Annotated in this window: 17 protein-coding genes; 10 read left to right on the forward strand and 7 right to left on the reverse strand. The window is 39.3% G+C overall.

Going from position 1 to position 14,145, the window contains the following annotated elements; genetic code table 11:
* The first annotated feature begins 123 nt into the window (after positions 1-123).
* Positions 124-264: a hypothetical protein gene (locus tag GO495_RS30945; protein WP_157303829.1), complete on the forward strand. Its 141-nt coding sequence runs from the start codon at positions 124-126 to the stop codon at positions 262-264.
* A 161-nt stretch (positions 265-425) separates the two neighbouring features.
* Entirely contained in the window at positions 426-1,400 is a 975-nt protein-coding gene (locus GO495_RS30950) for a DUF2911 domain-containing protein (protein ID WP_157303830.1), read from the forward strand.
* 117 nt (positions 1,401-1,517) lie between these two features.
* On the opposite strand, the gene GO495_RS30955 is transcribed toward GO495_RS30950, so the two are convergent.
* Positions 1,518-2,405, reverse strand: a complete 888-nt coding sequence (locus GO495_RS30955; RefSeq protein WP_157303831.1) for a helix-turn-helix domain-containing protein — start codon at positions 2,403-2,405, stop codon at positions 1,518-1,520.
* 36 nt (positions 2,406-2,441) lie between these two features.
* A complete protein-coding gene (locus tag GO495_RS30960; protein ID WP_157303832.1) occupies positions 2,442-3,422 on the reverse strand; it encodes an amidohydrolase family protein in 981 nt (326 codons plus the stop codon).
* Between the two features lie 314 nt (positions 3,423-3,736).
* Here GO495_RS30960 and GO495_RS30965 point away from each other — a divergent pair, with 314 nt between their 5' ends.
* From GO495_RS30965 to GO495_RS30985, 5 genes are all read left to right on the forward strand, one after another.
* Positions 3,737-4,279, forward strand: a complete 543-nt coding sequence (locus tag GO495_RS30965) for an RNA polymerase sigma factor (protein ID WP_240915392.1) — start codon at positions 3,737-3,739, stop codon at positions 4,277-4,279.
* Entirely contained in the window at positions 4,260-4,526 is a 267-nt protein-coding gene (locus GO495_RS30970) for a hypothetical protein (RefSeq protein WP_157303833.1), read from the forward strand. The genes GO495_RS30965 and GO495_RS30970 overlap by 20 nt, the downstream gene beginning before the upstream one ends.
* A 9-nt stretch (positions 4,527-4,535) precedes the next feature.
* Positions 4,536-5,222 carry an ATP-dependent Clp protease proteolytic subunit gene (locus GO495_RS30975; RefSeq protein WP_157303834.1) on the forward strand — a complete coding sequence of 229 codons (687 nt, stop codon included), beginning with the start codon at positions 4,536-4,538 and terminating at the stop codon, positions 5,220-5,222.
* Positions 5,223-5,265: 43 nt separating this feature from the next.
* Complete coding sequence (locus tag GO495_RS30980; RefSeq protein WP_205691365.1) at positions 5,266-5,631, forward strand: nuclear transport factor 2 family protein; 366 nt, start codon at positions 5,266-5,268, stop codon at positions 5,629-5,631.
* A 260-nt stretch (positions 5,632-5,891) separates the two neighbouring features.
* A complete protein-coding gene (locus tag GO495_RS30985; RefSeq protein WP_157303835.1) occupies positions 5,892-7,547 on the forward strand; it encodes a serine hydrolase domain-containing protein in 1,656 nt (551 codons plus the stop codon).
* A gap of 211 nt (positions 7,548-7,758) precedes the next feature.
* Here GO495_RS30985 and GO495_RS30990 read toward each other — a convergent pair whose 3' ends face one another.
* The 4 genes from GO495_RS30990 to GO495_RS31005 form a co-directional block, all read right to left on the reverse strand.
* Positions 7,759-8,073, reverse strand: a complete 315-nt coding sequence (locus tag GO495_RS30990) for an NAD(P)-binding domain-containing protein (RefSeq protein ID WP_157303836.1) — start codon at positions 8,071-8,073, stop codon at positions 7,759-7,761.
* 41 nt (positions 8,074-8,114) lie between these two features.
* Positions 8,115-8,873, reverse strand: a complete 759-nt coding sequence (locus tag GO495_RS30995; RefSeq protein ID WP_157303837.1) for an SDR family NAD(P)-dependent oxidoreductase — start codon at positions 8,871-8,873, stop codon at positions 8,115-8,117.
* 451 nt (positions 8,874-9,324) lie between these two features.
* A complete protein-coding gene (locus GO495_RS31000; RefSeq protein ID WP_157303838.1) occupies positions 9,325-9,909 on the reverse strand; it encodes a Crp/Fnr family transcriptional regulator in 585 nt (194 codons plus the stop codon).
* A 556-nt stretch (positions 9,910-10,465) separates the two neighbouring features.
* Entirely contained in the window at positions 10,466-11,452 is a 987-nt protein-coding gene (locus GO495_RS31005; RefSeq protein WP_157303839.1) for a quinone oxidoreductase family protein, read from the reverse strand.
* 104 nt (positions 11,453-11,556) lie between these two features.
* Here GO495_RS31005 and GO495_RS31010 point away from each other — a divergent pair, with 104 nt between their 5' ends.
* The 3 genes from GO495_RS31010 (at position 11,557) to GO495_RS31025 (ending at position 13,578) form a co-directional block, all read left to right on the forward strand.
* Positions 11,557-11,928 (forward strand): winged helix-turn-helix transcriptional regulator, encoded by a 372-nt coding sequence (locus GO495_RS31010; RefSeq protein WP_157303840.1) that lies wholly within the window; start codon positions 11,557-11,559, stop codon positions 11,926-11,928.
* 594 nt (positions 11,929-12,522) lie between these two features.
* On the forward strand, positions 12,523-12,939 hold the full coding sequence (locus GO495_RS31020; protein ID WP_157303841.1) for a DoxX family protein: 417 nt from the start codon (positions 12,523-12,525) through the stop codon (positions 12,937-12,939).
* Positions 12,940-13,290: 351 nt separating this feature from the next.
* Entirely contained in the window at positions 13,291-13,578 is a 288-nt protein-coding gene (locus tag GO495_RS31025) for a hypothetical protein (RefSeq protein WP_157303842.1), read from the forward strand.
* 66 nt (positions 13,579-13,644) lie between these two features.
* Here the strand turns inward: GO495_RS31025 and GO495_RS32800 are convergent, their stop codons facing one another.
* Positions 13,645-13,764, reverse strand: coding sequence for a tyrosine-type recombinase/integrase (locus tag GO495_RS32800; protein WP_157303843.1), 120 nt, complete (start codon positions 13,762-13,764; stop codon positions 13,645-13,647).
* Positions 13,765-14,145 lie beyond the last annotated feature (381 nt).

Genomic DNA, 14,145 nt, shown 5'->3' on the forward strand with positions numbered 1-14,145 from the left:
TCAGTAGAAACATCCGTGAATACATGTTTACAAAGATTTTACATTCCAATTTACATTTTTTTACAATTAGTTTCAGAGTTTAAAAATCAGGTAGATTAGGTTTGTTTTATTAAACATTAACTTATGATCAGAAAATCATTTACGTCCAGCCTCTACCTTGATAGATGGCTCATTATTCTCAGGGCGATCACCGGCATCATTATAGTGAAATACGGACTGGAAGTTTTCAGCAGGAGCACATGGAGGGGAATACGGCATGGTTAAAAGATATCCATTTTATCTGCAGGCGAAGAGGGACAACTTTCGAACCATTTTAACTAACGCATTTGCCGAAACGACGAGCAAACTATCTTGAGATTTCTCTATGTAATTAGTTGATAATATTGAACAATAGGTAAAAATAATTGTTTGCAAATTTTTTTCTCATGGAAGTAATGTATAATAACGGAAATAAAATGTTATGGGCAAGATGCTGTCCGGGATTGTGGTATCGAAAAAGACTAAAAATGAGGATACTTTTAATTATATTTTTTCTAGCTGTGACATTTGTTTCTTTTTCGCAAACAATCTTTCCTGGTCTAAGTCCGAAAGGAAGAATTGAGCAAAAGATCGGACTAACAGACATTTCCGTAGACTACGAGAGACCAGCAGCCCGAGGGCGCAAAGTATTTGGCGAATTAGTCAAGTACGACAAATTGTGGAGAACTGGTGCAGGAAATTGTACAAAGATTGGATTCAGTAAGGCTGTTGTTATCGGCAATAAAAACATAAGCAAAGGGACCTACTCAATCTTTACTATTCCAGGCAGAAGCGAATGGACTGTGATATTGAATAAGGACACGGCTCTTTACGGAGTAACTTCGTATGACGCGACAAAGGATATAATTCGATTCAAAGTAAAGGCGCACCCGACAGATCGATACTACGAATCCCTAACCATAGACATCGACATAGTACCAAACAATGCCATCGTCTACCTTTCGTGGGAGAATACCCAGATTTCATTCCAGGTAAAAACAGAATCTGACAAACTAGTCAATGATTTTATTCAACAATATCTGTTGACAGATAAGTCACGAAATTCAGACGAATACGCGGCGGCTGCAGAGTACTATTATTACCTGAACAAGGATTTAGATCGAGCGTTGGTACTTATTGACAAGGCAATTGCAATGAAAAGTGAATCCTGGTACTACAGACAAAAAATTGACATCCTGGAAATGCAAAAGAAATATGAAGAAGCGATTGACTGTGCTACTTTGGCTATTTCAATAGATCAAAAGAGAACAAATTGGGACTCCAGGACAAAGCAACAAAGTGAAACGGAGTATAAGAAACGAATTGAGTTTTTTAAACGTCAAAAAAAAACAGAAAAGGTTAGAACCAAGCCCTCAATATAGGTTTTATCTCAAGTGGGGGCAGAGACACCTACTTTAGCTGTAAATCGTTGATCGGAAGCGGACAAGGGTAGATATGATGAGTAGTTTTGTGCCAATCTCTGCCAGAATAGACCACAATTATGATACACTCCTGTCATCAACCGTTTTCTTATCACCTCTGTTTTTTTTACGAAAAGTCAGAGCGGTCATCCCGGTTTCCTTGTAAAAGAACCGGGAAAAGTAGGAATGGTTTTCAAAGCCGAGATCACCCGCTATTTGTTTTACGTTCAGGTTGGTGAAATATAAAAGCCGTTTGGCTTCTGTGACAATGGTGAATTTTATCCAAAATGAAACGGTGGAGCCTGTAATTTTCTTTAGTGACTCATTTAGATAAGGCTCCGAAATATGGAGCATATCTGCGTAGTCAGCAGGACTTTTATACGCTCTTATATTTTCATTGAGCAGTTTTTTGAACTGCATGGATAATATTGCAGGCCTTGAATTATTAGCTTCCACTTTTGAATACAAACGAATAGTGCTGGCAGCCATTTCAAAGAAAGAGCGCAATAATGAATGAAGCAGTGACAACCGGTCAGCCTCCTGGAGCTGCTTGCATGTCTGGTGATATAGAATACTCAGCAGCAGATCATAATCCTTTATCTCATCAGGCGCTAATGTAATTGGTTCCTGGAAGCCTGACCAGCTTTCAATAATATTCCGGCATTCGGGGTCTACCAAAGCAGGATCTGCAGCTATGAACCATCCTTTTGCATTATATGATCTGATCCGATGGTGTATTTGTTCAGGTAAGATATAATACAACTGATTGGGACCAACAGTTTTCTCCTCAAAGTCTACAATAGCAGCCCCCGATCCTTCCATCATGATAAAAAATATATAATGATCATCCCGGTGTGCGTCTGAATCCGCAGACTGTCTGCGATCGGTCTTTTCCTGGGAAAATGACTTCAGCTTAAAGCCAAGGCTACTTCTGTCCTGTAATTTATGTACTGGAACACGCTTCATACAACAAAATTATCCTTTCTCACCAGCTTTTATACATTAAAGTCTCAGTAATCTGTCTGCATTTCCGTGAGCAATTTTGGCAACCTGGTCAACAGGAAGTGGAATGTTATTCAAAAAGTCGATCCCCATCTGATTACTGCTGAAAGGATAATCTACAGAAAACAATATATTGTCTATGCCAACAGTGTCTATGGCAAGTTGTAGCGGTGGTTGTGTGAAAAAACCACTGGTAGTAATATAAAGTTGGTCCCTGAAAGTATCAACAAGTGTACGTTTGTTTTTTCCACCATTGCCAGGATGAAATATTCTGTTCGACCTTCCCCACATCATAGGCAGCATTTCACCCATATGGCCTATGATTATTTTTAGCTGCGGATAAGTATCAAAAATCCCAGCCACCAAAAGGCGCAGTATTTGTATCGCTGTTTCTGAATGCCATCCCCAGCCATAACATGCAATAGCTTCATTTGGCCCTGTAGTATCACCTATATTGCTATAATAAGCATTTATTACTTCTTTCGGCGGAACGCCAGGATGAATATAAATGGGAACACCCAATTTTTCAGCCCGTTCAAAAACCGGAGCAAATTTGGGGGCATCCAGAAACTCTCCGTTTATTAGCCCTCTAATCATCGCACCACGAAAGCCATATGTTTTTACAGTACGCTCCAATTCGTCTGCCGCAGCTTCCGGTGTCGTCATTGGCAAAAGAGCAAATGCCGTAAAAAATTCAGGATGCCCTTTCATTCTATCAGCCAGCAAATCGTTATATTTTGAGGCAAAATCCGGCGCAAGACCATCCGGCAGCAGGTAAACATCCGTACTTTCTACCGAAAGCACCTGCATGGATATACCGGACGCCTTCATCGAATTCAAACGTTCACCTGTAATGTCCGCTAGTTTTGCCTGCATTTGCAATGCAGCCTCTGATTGTTTCCTGCTTTCCAATATATTATCCGGCAAGTGCGCTCCCATTTCCGGAAACGATACATGTTCCTCTAAAGTTACTATTCGCATATCAATGGTTTTTAATCAATGCAAAGAGATGAAAGTAATAGCGGACCATCAATAAATAGAATCAGGTAATGATAGCACAATTTGGGGTAGATATGGAATTCCAGCAAAATAGGGATTAAAGGTTTACTTCAAGATCTATTTCGACAACGGCATTAGCCGAAAATGAACACAAGATCTGGTATGGTCAATGGTGAGGCTATTGGCAGCTTTGCTCCTATCCCTGCGTCCCCTTCATCCATACCACCCATTTTTTTAAATATTCGTAATTTCCGGGTGATATTTCATGCATATAATACACATAGTTATAAACACTCATGATAGCAATGAATAATCATAGTTTATCAACGGTTAAACAGCGTGAAGCTTTTTTTTGGGCAATTTACAAAAAGGCGTTTCCCATAGTTGCGCGTTATGTAGCGAGGATGGGGGGAAGCCTTGAAGAAGCACAGGATATTTTTCAGGATTCGCTGGTTATATATTACGAAAAAGCTGTGTCCACACAACCTGAAATCATTATAAGCGAGAAAGCCTATTTGATGGGAATTGCTAAAAGACTATGGTTGCAGCGTTTTAAAGCAAGCAATAAGAACCAGCCCTTAAATGATCAGAACATCGAAGTTGTACCTGAGGAGCAACTGGCCACAGAGAAAATACTGCATTACCTTGAAACTGCAGGTAAGAAATGTATGGAATTGCTTAAGGCTTATTATTACGATCATTTGCCGGTAGATAATGTCGCTGCGCTGTTTGGCTACTCTGGCAAACATTCGGCAACGGTGGCAAAATATAAATGCCTGGAGAAAGTCAGAGAAACAATTAAACAACACTCATTGAACTATGCGGACTTCATTGAATAACATCAAAGCTATTGACGATTATCTTTTGGGCCACATGGCCCCTGCTGATGCGATTTTGTTTGAGGCGAACATTTTACTGAACAACGATTTGATAAACGAAATACAGCATCAACAAAGCGCTTATGAGATTATCAGACAATATAGCCGCCAAAAGATAAAGGACGAGATTGTTGCTGTACAAGAAAAATTAGCTGCTGCTCCACAATACCGGGGCTATATGCAGCGCATCGCTAACCTCTTTAAATAGCAATAAACCATGGACACAGGTCGTAAAGAATTTAGAAAATATGCGGTTAAACATCACCGCATAGGTAGCCAGCATGTGGACAGGTACCTGAACAGTACAATAGCTATCCCCAAAAACATGACGCCTTACATTACAGAGGAACGGCAACTTAATATAGCACAGATGGATGTTTTTTCCCGCCTGATGATGGATCGGATCATTTTTTTAGGCGAACCTGTTGCAGACAGGATGGCAAATATAATTCAGGCGCAATTACTTTTTCTGCAATCAGTAGATGCTAAAAAGGATATCCAGCTTTATATCAATTCCCCTGGTGGTGATGTCTATTCGGGCATGGGTATTTATGATACTATGCAATTGATCACACCTGACGTGGGTACCATTTGTATTGGTATGGCCTTTTCCATGAGTGCTGTTTTACTTTGCGCGGGCAAAGCAGGAAAGCGTGCAGTGCTACGGCATTCGCGCGTGATGATTCACCAGCCTTCCGGCGGAGTGCAGGGCGTTTCCGCAGATATCGAAATTACCGCACAACAAGTAGTAAAGGTAAGGCAGGATCTGTATAAGATCATCTCCAAACATAGCGGTCAGACCCAGGACTGGGTCCATAAAGCATCTGACCGGGACTATTGGATGACAGGACCAGAAGCTAAAGAATACGGTATGGTAGACGAGGTGTTAGGGGATGCGGATTAAATCCACGTCTGCAATTAGAGTTTAATAAGTAAATCTGCATATCATGAATGAAGAACAAATGCTTAAAAATCAAACTCTGATTAAAAATACTTATGCCGCTTTTAACGCCAGGGACATTGACGCGATACTCCTGGTCATGCATCTGGAAGTTAAATGGGCAAGGGCTTGGGAAGGAGACCATGCAAACGGGCATGATGAAGTCAGAGCTTATTGGGAAAGACAATGGAAAGAGATTGACCCGAATGTAACACCGGTTGGTTTTCGTGAAAGAGAAAATGGGACTTTAGAAGTTGAAGTTGACCAACTGGTAAAGGATTTAAAGGGTGATATTTTATTTGAAGGAAAAGTAAAGCATATATATGTAATTAATGATGGTTTGTTGCAACAGATGGATATTGAATTAGGCTGACCAACTGGTTATTCATCTGTTGGAAGTATACACCAGACGGATATTGGCAGATGCAACGTTGAATGGATTATCCCTATTTATTATATCGGCCCCGTAAAAGATACTATCAACAAAGGAAAGTATCTCATTTCAAAATGAATACTTTATAAGGAGCAACTTTATATTTATTCAACGTCTTTACTTTATCAGGCTATCTCAGGGTATTATACTAGACCTGATCTGATTGATGATGAACAAAATAAGTATTCAAAACTAACTTCATGAAGTATAAGCTGATCTTGGGGGAACTACTGACCTTTTTTTGCGGTATTATAGCAGAGGGGCATTCGCAGGTAAGAACACCTATGCAGACCATCATTGCAGGATTAGACTCAATCCGTGTTGAACTGAAAATACCAGGTATGGCTGCGGCCTTTATGCAAGGAGACGCTATACTTTTTGAAGAGGGATTCGGGTATGCAGATCTTGAAAACCACATCAAAACAACGGCAAATACCTCGTTCCGGGTAGCATCCATTACTAAAACATTTACTTCTACACTTATTATGCAACAGGTAGAACGGAAGAATTTAAGTTTGGAAACACCCATATCGGCTTATGGTATAAATCTCGACAACACTCATATTACCGTAAAAAACTTATTGACCCATACCTCTGAAGGGGAACCAGGCACACATTATCAATACAATGGTTATCGATTTGGGAAATTAACACCTATTATTGAAAAGGCTTCCGGAATTCCTTTTTATCAGCTGTTAATGGAGAATATAGTAACTCCTCTCAAAATGTCGTCAACAGCTCCGGGAATCTCCCTTTACTCTTATTTCACTTTTACCCGGCAGAATAAAAGCATGATCCCTTATTTTGAAACAGCCATTAAACAACTGGCAAAACCTTATGCGCTTAATGAAAAAGGAGAAATCGTTGCATCACAATACTTTGATGAATTTGGCGCTTTTGGCGGATTGATTACAACAATAAAAGATCTGCTGAAATACTCTGCGGCTATAGATAGAAACCAGTTTGTAACAGCAGACACTCAAAAGGAGATTTTTACTGCCAGCAAGCTCAAAAATGGAGCGCTTTCCCCTTATGGTCTTGGATGGTTTACACAAACTTACAGAGGAATTGACTTTTACTGGCATTACGGACAAACGCAAGGTGAATCAGGATTATTTATAAAAGTACCTTCCCTGAAAATGACAATGGTGGTACTTACTAATATAGATAAACTCAGTCAGCCTTTTCCTCTGGCTGATGGAGATCTCTTTTTGTCACCGGTAGGACAATTGTTCTACAAATATTGCATTAATAAAGACAGTGATTTTATCCGGCTTGACTATCATCTTCCTGTACAAACTATCCGGAAAAGTCTAACTACAGCCAGTTCTTCCTACAAAGATTTTTATAGTAAGGAGCTGGTAACACAGGCTACCATGGCTCTCATAAATGGTGATACTATAAAGGCAAAGCAATTTTATGAAATTTATGCGAGTCTTAATTTTAATCACACGGACACATTACCTGCAGGAGAAATAATTGCTGCTATTCAGAATGCAGATATTAATCAGGACCTTACAAAAAAGTTTACACTTTCAAAACCTATGCGACTAAGAGTATATGGTGTGGGTGAAAATTGTTCGGGAGATTTTAGTTCATGGTGTGACTATGGCTGGATTGAAGATACCTCGGGCAAAACGATCTGGCAGATGCAGGGACAACCGGCAAAACATGCTGGCGGAGCGCTTAAAAACCAGAAGATAGACCAGGAAATCACCCTACCTGCCGGCAGCTATTTTTTAAGGTATAAATCAGATGCGGGACATGCTTATAACAACTGGGATTCGCCACCACCTGATAATTTCTTTTGGGGAATCATCCTTTATAATACAAGTGTAAATAGCTCAGGCAATTAAAAAAAGAGCTATCCCGAACCCCGATTTATATAAATCAAAAATGGGAATAATCAAGCAATCAAACTTAATTATCCCCATTTAATATCTGCGAGCTACGAGGGACAGTTTTCGAACCTTTTTGTGGATGATTTAGATAAAATCATTAATATCCTGTTCTGAAAAGCCCCTGTGCACTTAATGCTTAATAAAATTCTGACTGTTTAACGGCCAATTAAACTCCGCCATCTTCAATTCCGGCACCGTATTCTAGACGATTGGTGGCGTCGATCACGATCTTTCCGTTCCAGTCCGTGAGTTCGGTAAGATCCTTGACCTTAGTCCAGGGTACTGCTACTAGGATAATATCCGCTGCAGAAGCCTCAGCCGCTGTTACAGCTTTTGCGCCGGTTCCCAGTTGTGAGACAATATCGGTAAGGGTTTCAGGTCCCTTACTGTTACTGATCAGGACCTGAAAATCATTGGCCAAAAATCGAGTAGCTGCGGCTTTGCCGATATGCCCTGCTCCAAGGATGCCTATTAATTTCATAGTTTATTTCTTATTGAGTTTCATTTTTGGGGATTACGATTTTAAAAACCGTACATACCACCCGACACGGAAATTTGCTCACCGGTGATCCAGGCTGCATCATCTGAAGCCAGAAATACTGCTGCTTTCGCAATATCGGCGGGCTGGCCTCTACGGCCAAGCGGTGTTTTTTCGACAAACATCTTTTCATACTCACTGCCGGCAGTGACGCCAGCGCTGGCTGCTCCTTCCGTGTCCGTAGCGCCCGGCAAAATAGAATTGATACGAACGTTTTTAATACCTAACTCCTTTGATAAAGCAATCGTGAAGGCATCCAGTGCCGCTTTAGTTGAAGAATATAATGAGGCATTTTGAAGAGGGTATTTACTTGCACCCGAACTGATATTGATGATGTTTCCGCCCTTATCGCCAAAAAGTTTCAGCGCTGCCTGAATAGTTAATATAGGCCCTAATACATTGACGTTGAAACTTTTATGAAATTCTTCTCCTGAAATTTGTTCAATAGGCGCATACCCCTGATATACCGCGTTATTTACTAAAATATCCAGCGTGCCGAAAGCATGCTCAGTTTCTTTAAACAGCCTGATCACATCGGCTTCGTTCGATACATCGGCCTTTACCGCAATGGCTGTGCCGCCATTATCGGTTATCGCTTTAACCACTTTGTCCGCTCCTTCTTTACTGGAAGCATAATTTACAACAACCTTTGCGCCTGCAGCAGCAAAATGTTTGGCAATAGCTGCACCTATTCCTTTGGAAGCACCGGTAACTACCGCTACCTTGTTTTCTAATTTACTCATGATTTCTATTATTAATTATATTCACGTCTTACGGTTTTTTCCGTTCTGAATTACACTTCAAAATTGGTGCATCTTAACGAACTGCATGCTGACACGGATCATAAAATACACACGATAAATGTCAAGTTGAAGTGGTGACTTAAATCAAGAAAACACGGCAACTATTTATAATACAACCATTTAATGCAGCGATTAGAGATCAAGATGCAGGATTCCAGAAAGACCACAACGGCATATATTCCATTGTTGAGCGCTTTTTCTCATCCAGGGAAGTATAAAATTGGCAAATAACGAATTGGAGTCTCTGGCAGAAGTAGGAGACTATTACCTTTGCAAATCCAGACATTGATCAGTCGGACGCATTTATATCAGTGGGGAGAGAATATCCCCGGGCGATTCATTTTAGCAGGCCTATTTGTAATGATAGTGAAGCCTGAAATGGCCAAAGGGTCTATTTTAAAGCGTTTTTCTTTATCCTGCTTAAAGTTTCAGAGGATAAACCAAGGCAAGAAGCGATCATATTTTGCGGGAACCGCTGCAGAAAATGAGGATAATTGCTGACCAATTCCTCGTAACGCTCTTCAGCCGAATAGTTAATAGCCTGCATTCTTTTCTGGGCTGCAATGGTGTTGTTTTGACTGATTACGTTCGACATCGCTGAAAAGGCAGGAATCTTCTTAAGAAACTCTTCAATTTCCGCGTTGGTTGATTGCAGGATCTCCAATTCCTCCAGCGCCTCAATATTAAAGCGGCTTGGCGTTAATAGATAAAAGCTTTCAAAATCTGTCAGCCACCAATTTTCCACGGACAATTTCAGTATATGTTCATGTCCTTTTTCATCTACCGTAAAGGTCCTGGCGGATCCTTTTACAATAAACCCAATATATTTGCATACGTCCCCTTCCTGTAAAAAATATTGCCGCTTTCGGAGTTTCCTGGTTTTGAAATGTGCAGTCAATAAATGCTTATCATCTTCTGATAGAAGTTTGCCTGATATTTTTTGAATGTAATCGAAAAACGCTTCAAAATTGGACATCGTTCAAGTCTAAAATTATGCACAATTTACTCAAGCTTCTGCTAAAAGACTAAAATATATTTAGGTGCATTGCCTGTATGATACTTCAATGCTATGTATCACATTCTCTTTTGGGGTAATTTAAGTGAAGCAACAAAAAATCCCTGCTTCGAGCTCTACTGCTTTATCTTATTCTTATACCGAAATTATATTAGAAACTATTCGTGGAGCAGGGTTTGAATTTACTGCGTCAAAAACAGGCATAAGTAATATTCTTAAGTTTTCGACAGGCTGGTTCAAATTCTGCCCTGCAAGGAGAAGTGCATATTGTTTACTTCGATTTTTTCACCAAATTCTTCCATTCCCAAATATAGAGATAAACCATAGTGGAGTGTGGAGCATAGTTTTCCATATTCGTAATAAGTCATAGAGCAAGAGAAGAAAATCCAATTGATTGTGAATCATTAGACCGGTTTTCAGTAAGCTTTTAGTTTGATATATTGGCGAAGTAGAAAATTTATCAGAACAAGAAGCCCTCAAGATGCCCCCTCTATCATGATGCAAGAAGCTCGTTGCTTTAATCGGGTTTAAGGATAATACTGCCTGTTGTTTTGCGTGATTCCATATCTGCATGAGCTGTAGCTGCCTCTGTTAATGAATAGATGAATGACTGTTCCGGTTCAAATACACCATTCCTTAACAAACTGAATATTTCAGGCATTCCCTTTCCACTTTTGTCCTGATAAAGCGGGTAGTCATTAAGTGCATCGTGTGCAAATTTTATTTTTCTTTGCAGCATCAGTTTATTGTCTACATCAGGCATACCAGAAGGCCATCCGTATAATACAGCACTTCCGCCATCTTTAACTACAGTCAACGACTTCTCAAAAGTAGTCTTGCCTGTACCATCATACACAACATCAACACCTTTGCCATTGGTGTACTGGTTAACGAGAGCAACAAAATCCTCAGAGCCCAGATCTATGACCTGATTGAAGCCGCGTTTTACCGCTAAATCTTTTTTTGCTGCACTACCTACAGTTCCAATAACAGTAGCTCCCAATGCCCTGCCCCATTGGCTCAATAGCGTGCCCACCCCACCTGTCATGGCATGAATTAAAACCACCTGGCCTGATTTAACCTTGTGGCTTTGTTTGATCAGCATGTGAGCGGTAAGACCTTTTATCATCACAGCAGCGGCCTGTTCGTTAGATATATCTTCCGGAAGTTTAAATATCTCATTGGTGTTGATGACTCTTTTTTCGGCATAGGCCCCGATTGATGCGTAATAAGCTACGCGGTCGCCTACCGTAAAACCGCTGACATTTGTTCCAATTGCTTCAATGATGCCTGAGGCTTCGAAGCCAATGGGCGCAGGATATTGGCTCATCGGAAAAGTTCCGTTCCTGAAAAATATATCCAAAAAGTTTACTCCTATAGCTTTCTGGGCAATCAGCACTTCATCAGGGCCGGGGTGCTGAAGTGTTAGGTTTTGATATTTCAATACGTCCGGTGCTCCCGGTTGTTCGATAAGGACAATACCACTTGGCTTATTGTTGTTCATTGAATTAATTTTGTTTGTGCAAAGCTAATGGGCACAGTCTCTTAATGATGGTGACTTCCCCACAGGGAAGTACTTCCATGAAAGAAAGTATTTAAATTTGGAGCATGGTTAACAAACTGGAAAACGGGAAAATATCCGACGACTGTAAACGCCACTTTAAAGCGATAAATGATACATTGTACATTTTAAATGGTAAGTGGAGAGTGGTAATCGTAGCTTGCCTGGCATCAGGTAAAAAGCGTTATCTAGAACTTCAGCGTATCGTTGAAGGTATAGGCCCCAAAATGCTTTCAAAGGAATTGAACAAGCTGGAATTAAACGGTCTGATTACAAGGTCTGCGCTGGAAACTAAGCCTGTTACTGTTGAATATGAACTTACTGAATATGCCCGGTCACTTAAACCGCTGACAGATGAAATGGCTGTGTGGGGTAAATTGCACCGGGATAAAGTTATTAAAGATATGACAGCAAAGTAGCTTTGGATTAAAATGAAGAAAGGACAAACTATCTTTCGATAATTTGTCCTTTCTAGTTTGCGGGCCAAGAGGGACAACCTTCGAACCTTTTCGTTGAAAATTTGAATTATATTATAATTTTTTTTAAGAAAGTTATATCGGTAGATCAGGAGGCGGTAACTAGACATATTACTTAACCGGTAACCTTTCCCATATATATTAGTTATACTTATATCAGGATCTTCTTGTAATTTTTTTCTTAGTTTAGATACATACATATCCAACTCCACCCAATGATACCCCCTTCATCCTCCCATCCTTCTTTCAGTAATTTATTCCGATCAATAAGCTGATTCTGATCGCGCGTAAATATGCCTAGCTGTTTTGACTCTTTTACTGTTAGTTCCAGCTTCATCAAAAGAAGTAGACGTTTTCATATTAATAAAAGCCCAAACTGTAGCAGGGACAACGATGATTCCAATCAGTAAAAACATCCGTGAATGCATGTTTACAAAGATTTTACATTCCAGTTTACACTTTTTTACAGTTAGTTTCCGGGTTTCAAAATCAGGTAGATTAGGTTTGCCTTATCAAAATTATTTTAAACATTAGCTTATGATCAGAAAACTATTTACTTCCAGCCTCTATTTTGATAAATGGCTTGTTATTCTCAGGGTGATTACCGGTATTATTATAATGAAATATGGATTGGAAGTTTTCAGCAAGGACCACATGCAGGGGAATACAGCATGGTTAAAAGATATCCACTTTCCTCTTCCCTCGTTCATGGCCTATGTTGGGAAAACAACAGAATTATTGGGGGGAATTTTCTTAATTCTTGGGCTATTTACAAGGGTTGTATCTATTCTGTTGCTTATAAACATGTCAGTCATAACTTTTATAATGGGAAACGCAAAGATTTTAGGGGAAGAGACATTGCCATTCTTATTGCTATTATTATTTGCGACATTCTTTTTTGCAGGTTCAGGCAAATGGAGTCTTGATTGCCTTCTGTTTAAAAAGCAACTGTAAAATAGAGATGGGAATAATCAGGTATAATGATACTTAATTATTTCATTTTATCTGCGGACAAAGAGGGTTAACTTTTGAACCATTTTGTTTATGATTTAGGCAAAGATTGTAATTATAACTAACGCATTTGCCGAAACGACGAGCAAACTATTTTGAGATTTTTCCATGTAATTAGTTGATAATATTGGACAATAGTTAAAAACAATTGCTTGTAAAAATTATTTTCTTATGTAAGCGTATAATAGCGGAAATATATTGTGTGAAATAGCAATTTGGCATCCTGCTATTAAATACAATTTGAGGAGTGCGTTTTAGGCATAAAAATTAAAAATGTTATTAAAATTAAAATTTATGAGATTTTTTCTTTTGCTAAGTATCATTATACTTTCTTCTTGTGAAAACAAGAAAGAAACAATTGTAAATAGGCAACAAACTATTAAGGAAGGGATGGAAGAGGTAAAAGCATTTTACTATAAAAAGTTGGACAGTTTAGAAAATGTAAAGGAAACTGATACCAATTCCGCAAAACGCCTGGAAATTGCAGAAGAATTAGTTTCAATTGATGGAAAAAAATCAGTTACGTTAATTAAGCTTCAAAAGGAATATGATTCTTTGGAAGTAGAATTAAAGAAATACTAAACAATCTACAGCAACGTTATTGCTACATCACAGTATAGTAGCTACCTCAAACGCAGGCCGCATGGGTTATTTGCCATACAACCGGTCAAATGGACTAAGCGGTGGACGTTCTGATGGCTTAGCCACATGCAGATAGATCATCGTGGTTTCAATACTTTCATGACCTAATAGTTTTTGAATCGTCATGGTGTCCACTGGCCAGCAGCGATGCCATTCATGTTGAGGATCGTTACGAGACTATTTCCGTTCCATCCATTGCTGGATTTTAGGATAGCGATATTCCTTTTTTACGATATGACTTATTGCCTATCTTGCCTTCAATTTCTCATTTCTCAACAGATAATAACTAGTTTAACTACATTAAAATACCTGTTTTAAACATTTCTACAAAAGCAAAAAGCCTTCAAATCTTTCGACTTGAAGGCTTTAAAGCTTGCGGGCTACTGGGGACAAAGTTCGAACCCGTTTGCAGATGATTTATCTGAAATTCAGGAATTCATTAGTAAAAATAATTGCTGCTGACAATCGGAATATATAGATGCATGGCGAATAAATTTCAATATGTTC

The sequence above is a fragment of the Chitinophaga oryziterrae genome, assembly GCF_009758125.1.
GTDB classification, from domain to species: domain Bacteria; phylum Bacteroidota; class Bacteroidia; order Chitinophagales; family Chitinophagaceae; genus Chitinophaga; species Chitinophaga oryziterrae.

What these genes read in the sequence shown, in the direction of transcription:
- GO495_RS30950 (WP_157303830.1), top strand. Translation starts at nt 426, where the DNA reads ATGGAAGTAATGTATAATAACGGAAATAAAATGTTATGGGCAAGATGC.
- GO495_RS30945 (WP_157303829.1), top strand. Translation starts at nt 124, where the DNA reads ATGATCAGAAAATCATTTACGTCCAGCCTCTACCTTGATAGATGGCTC.
- GO495_RS30970 (WP_157303833.1), top strand. Translation starts at nt 4,260, where the DNA reads ATGCGGACTTCATTGAATAACATCAAAGCTATTGACGATTATCTTTTG.
- GO495_RS30975 (WP_157303834.1), top strand. Translation starts at nt 4,536, where the DNA reads ATGGACACAGGTCGTAAAGAATTTAGAAAATATGCGGTTAAACATCAC.
- GO495_RS30980 (WP_205691365.1), top strand. Translation starts at nt 5,266, where the DNA reads ATGAATGAAGAACAAATGCTTAAAAATCAAACTCTGATTAAAAATACT.
- GO495_RS32800 (WP_157303843.1), bottom strand. Translation starts at nt 13,764, where the DNA reads ATGACGATTCAAAAACTATTAGGTCATGAAAGTATTGAAACCACGATG.
- GO495_RS31000 (WP_157303838.1), bottom strand. Translation starts at nt 9,909, where the DNA reads ATGTCCAATTTTGAAGCGTTTTTCGATTACATTCAAAAAATATCAGGC.
- GO495_RS30995 (WP_157303837.1), bottom strand. Translation starts at nt 8,873, where the DNA reads ATGAGTAAATTAGAAAACAAGGTAGCGGTAGTTACCGGTGCTTCCAAA.
- GO495_RS31005 (WP_157303839.1), bottom strand. Translation starts at nt 11,452, where the DNA reads ATGAACAACAATAAGCCAAGTGGTATTGTCCTTATCGAACAACCGGGA.
- GO495_RS30955 (WP_157303831.1), bottom strand. Translation starts at nt 2,405, where the DNA reads ATGAAGCGTGTTCCAGTACATAAATTACAGGACAGAAGTAGCCTTGGC.
- GO495_RS31010 (WP_157303840.1), top strand. Translation starts at nt 11,557, where the DNA reads ATGGTTAACAAACTGGAAAACGGGAAAATATCCGACGACTGTAAACGC.
- GO495_RS31025 (WP_157303842.1), top strand. Translation starts at nt 13,291, where the DNA reads ATGAGATTTTTTCTTTTGCTAAGTATCATTATACTTTCTTCTTGTGAA.
- GO495_RS30965 (WP_240915392.1), top strand. Translation starts at nt 3,737, where the DNA reads ATGATAGCAATGAATAATCATAGTTTATCAACGGTTAAACAGCGTGAA.
- GO495_RS30960 (WP_157303832.1), bottom strand. Translation starts at nt 3,422, where the DNA reads ATGCGAATAGTAACTTTAGAGGAACATGTATCGTTTCCGGAAATGGGA.
- GO495_RS30985 (WP_157303835.1), top strand. Translation starts at nt 5,892, where the DNA reads ATGAAGTATAAGCTGATCTTGGGGGAACTACTGACCTTTTTTTGCGGT.
- GO495_RS31020 (WP_157303841.1), top strand. Translation starts at nt 12,523, where the DNA reads ATGATCAGAAAACTATTTACTTCCAGCCTCTATTTTGATAAATGGCTT.
- GO495_RS30990 (WP_157303836.1), bottom strand. Translation starts at nt 8,073, where the DNA reads ATGAAATTAATAGGCATCCTTGGAGCAGGGCATATCGGCAAAGCCGCA.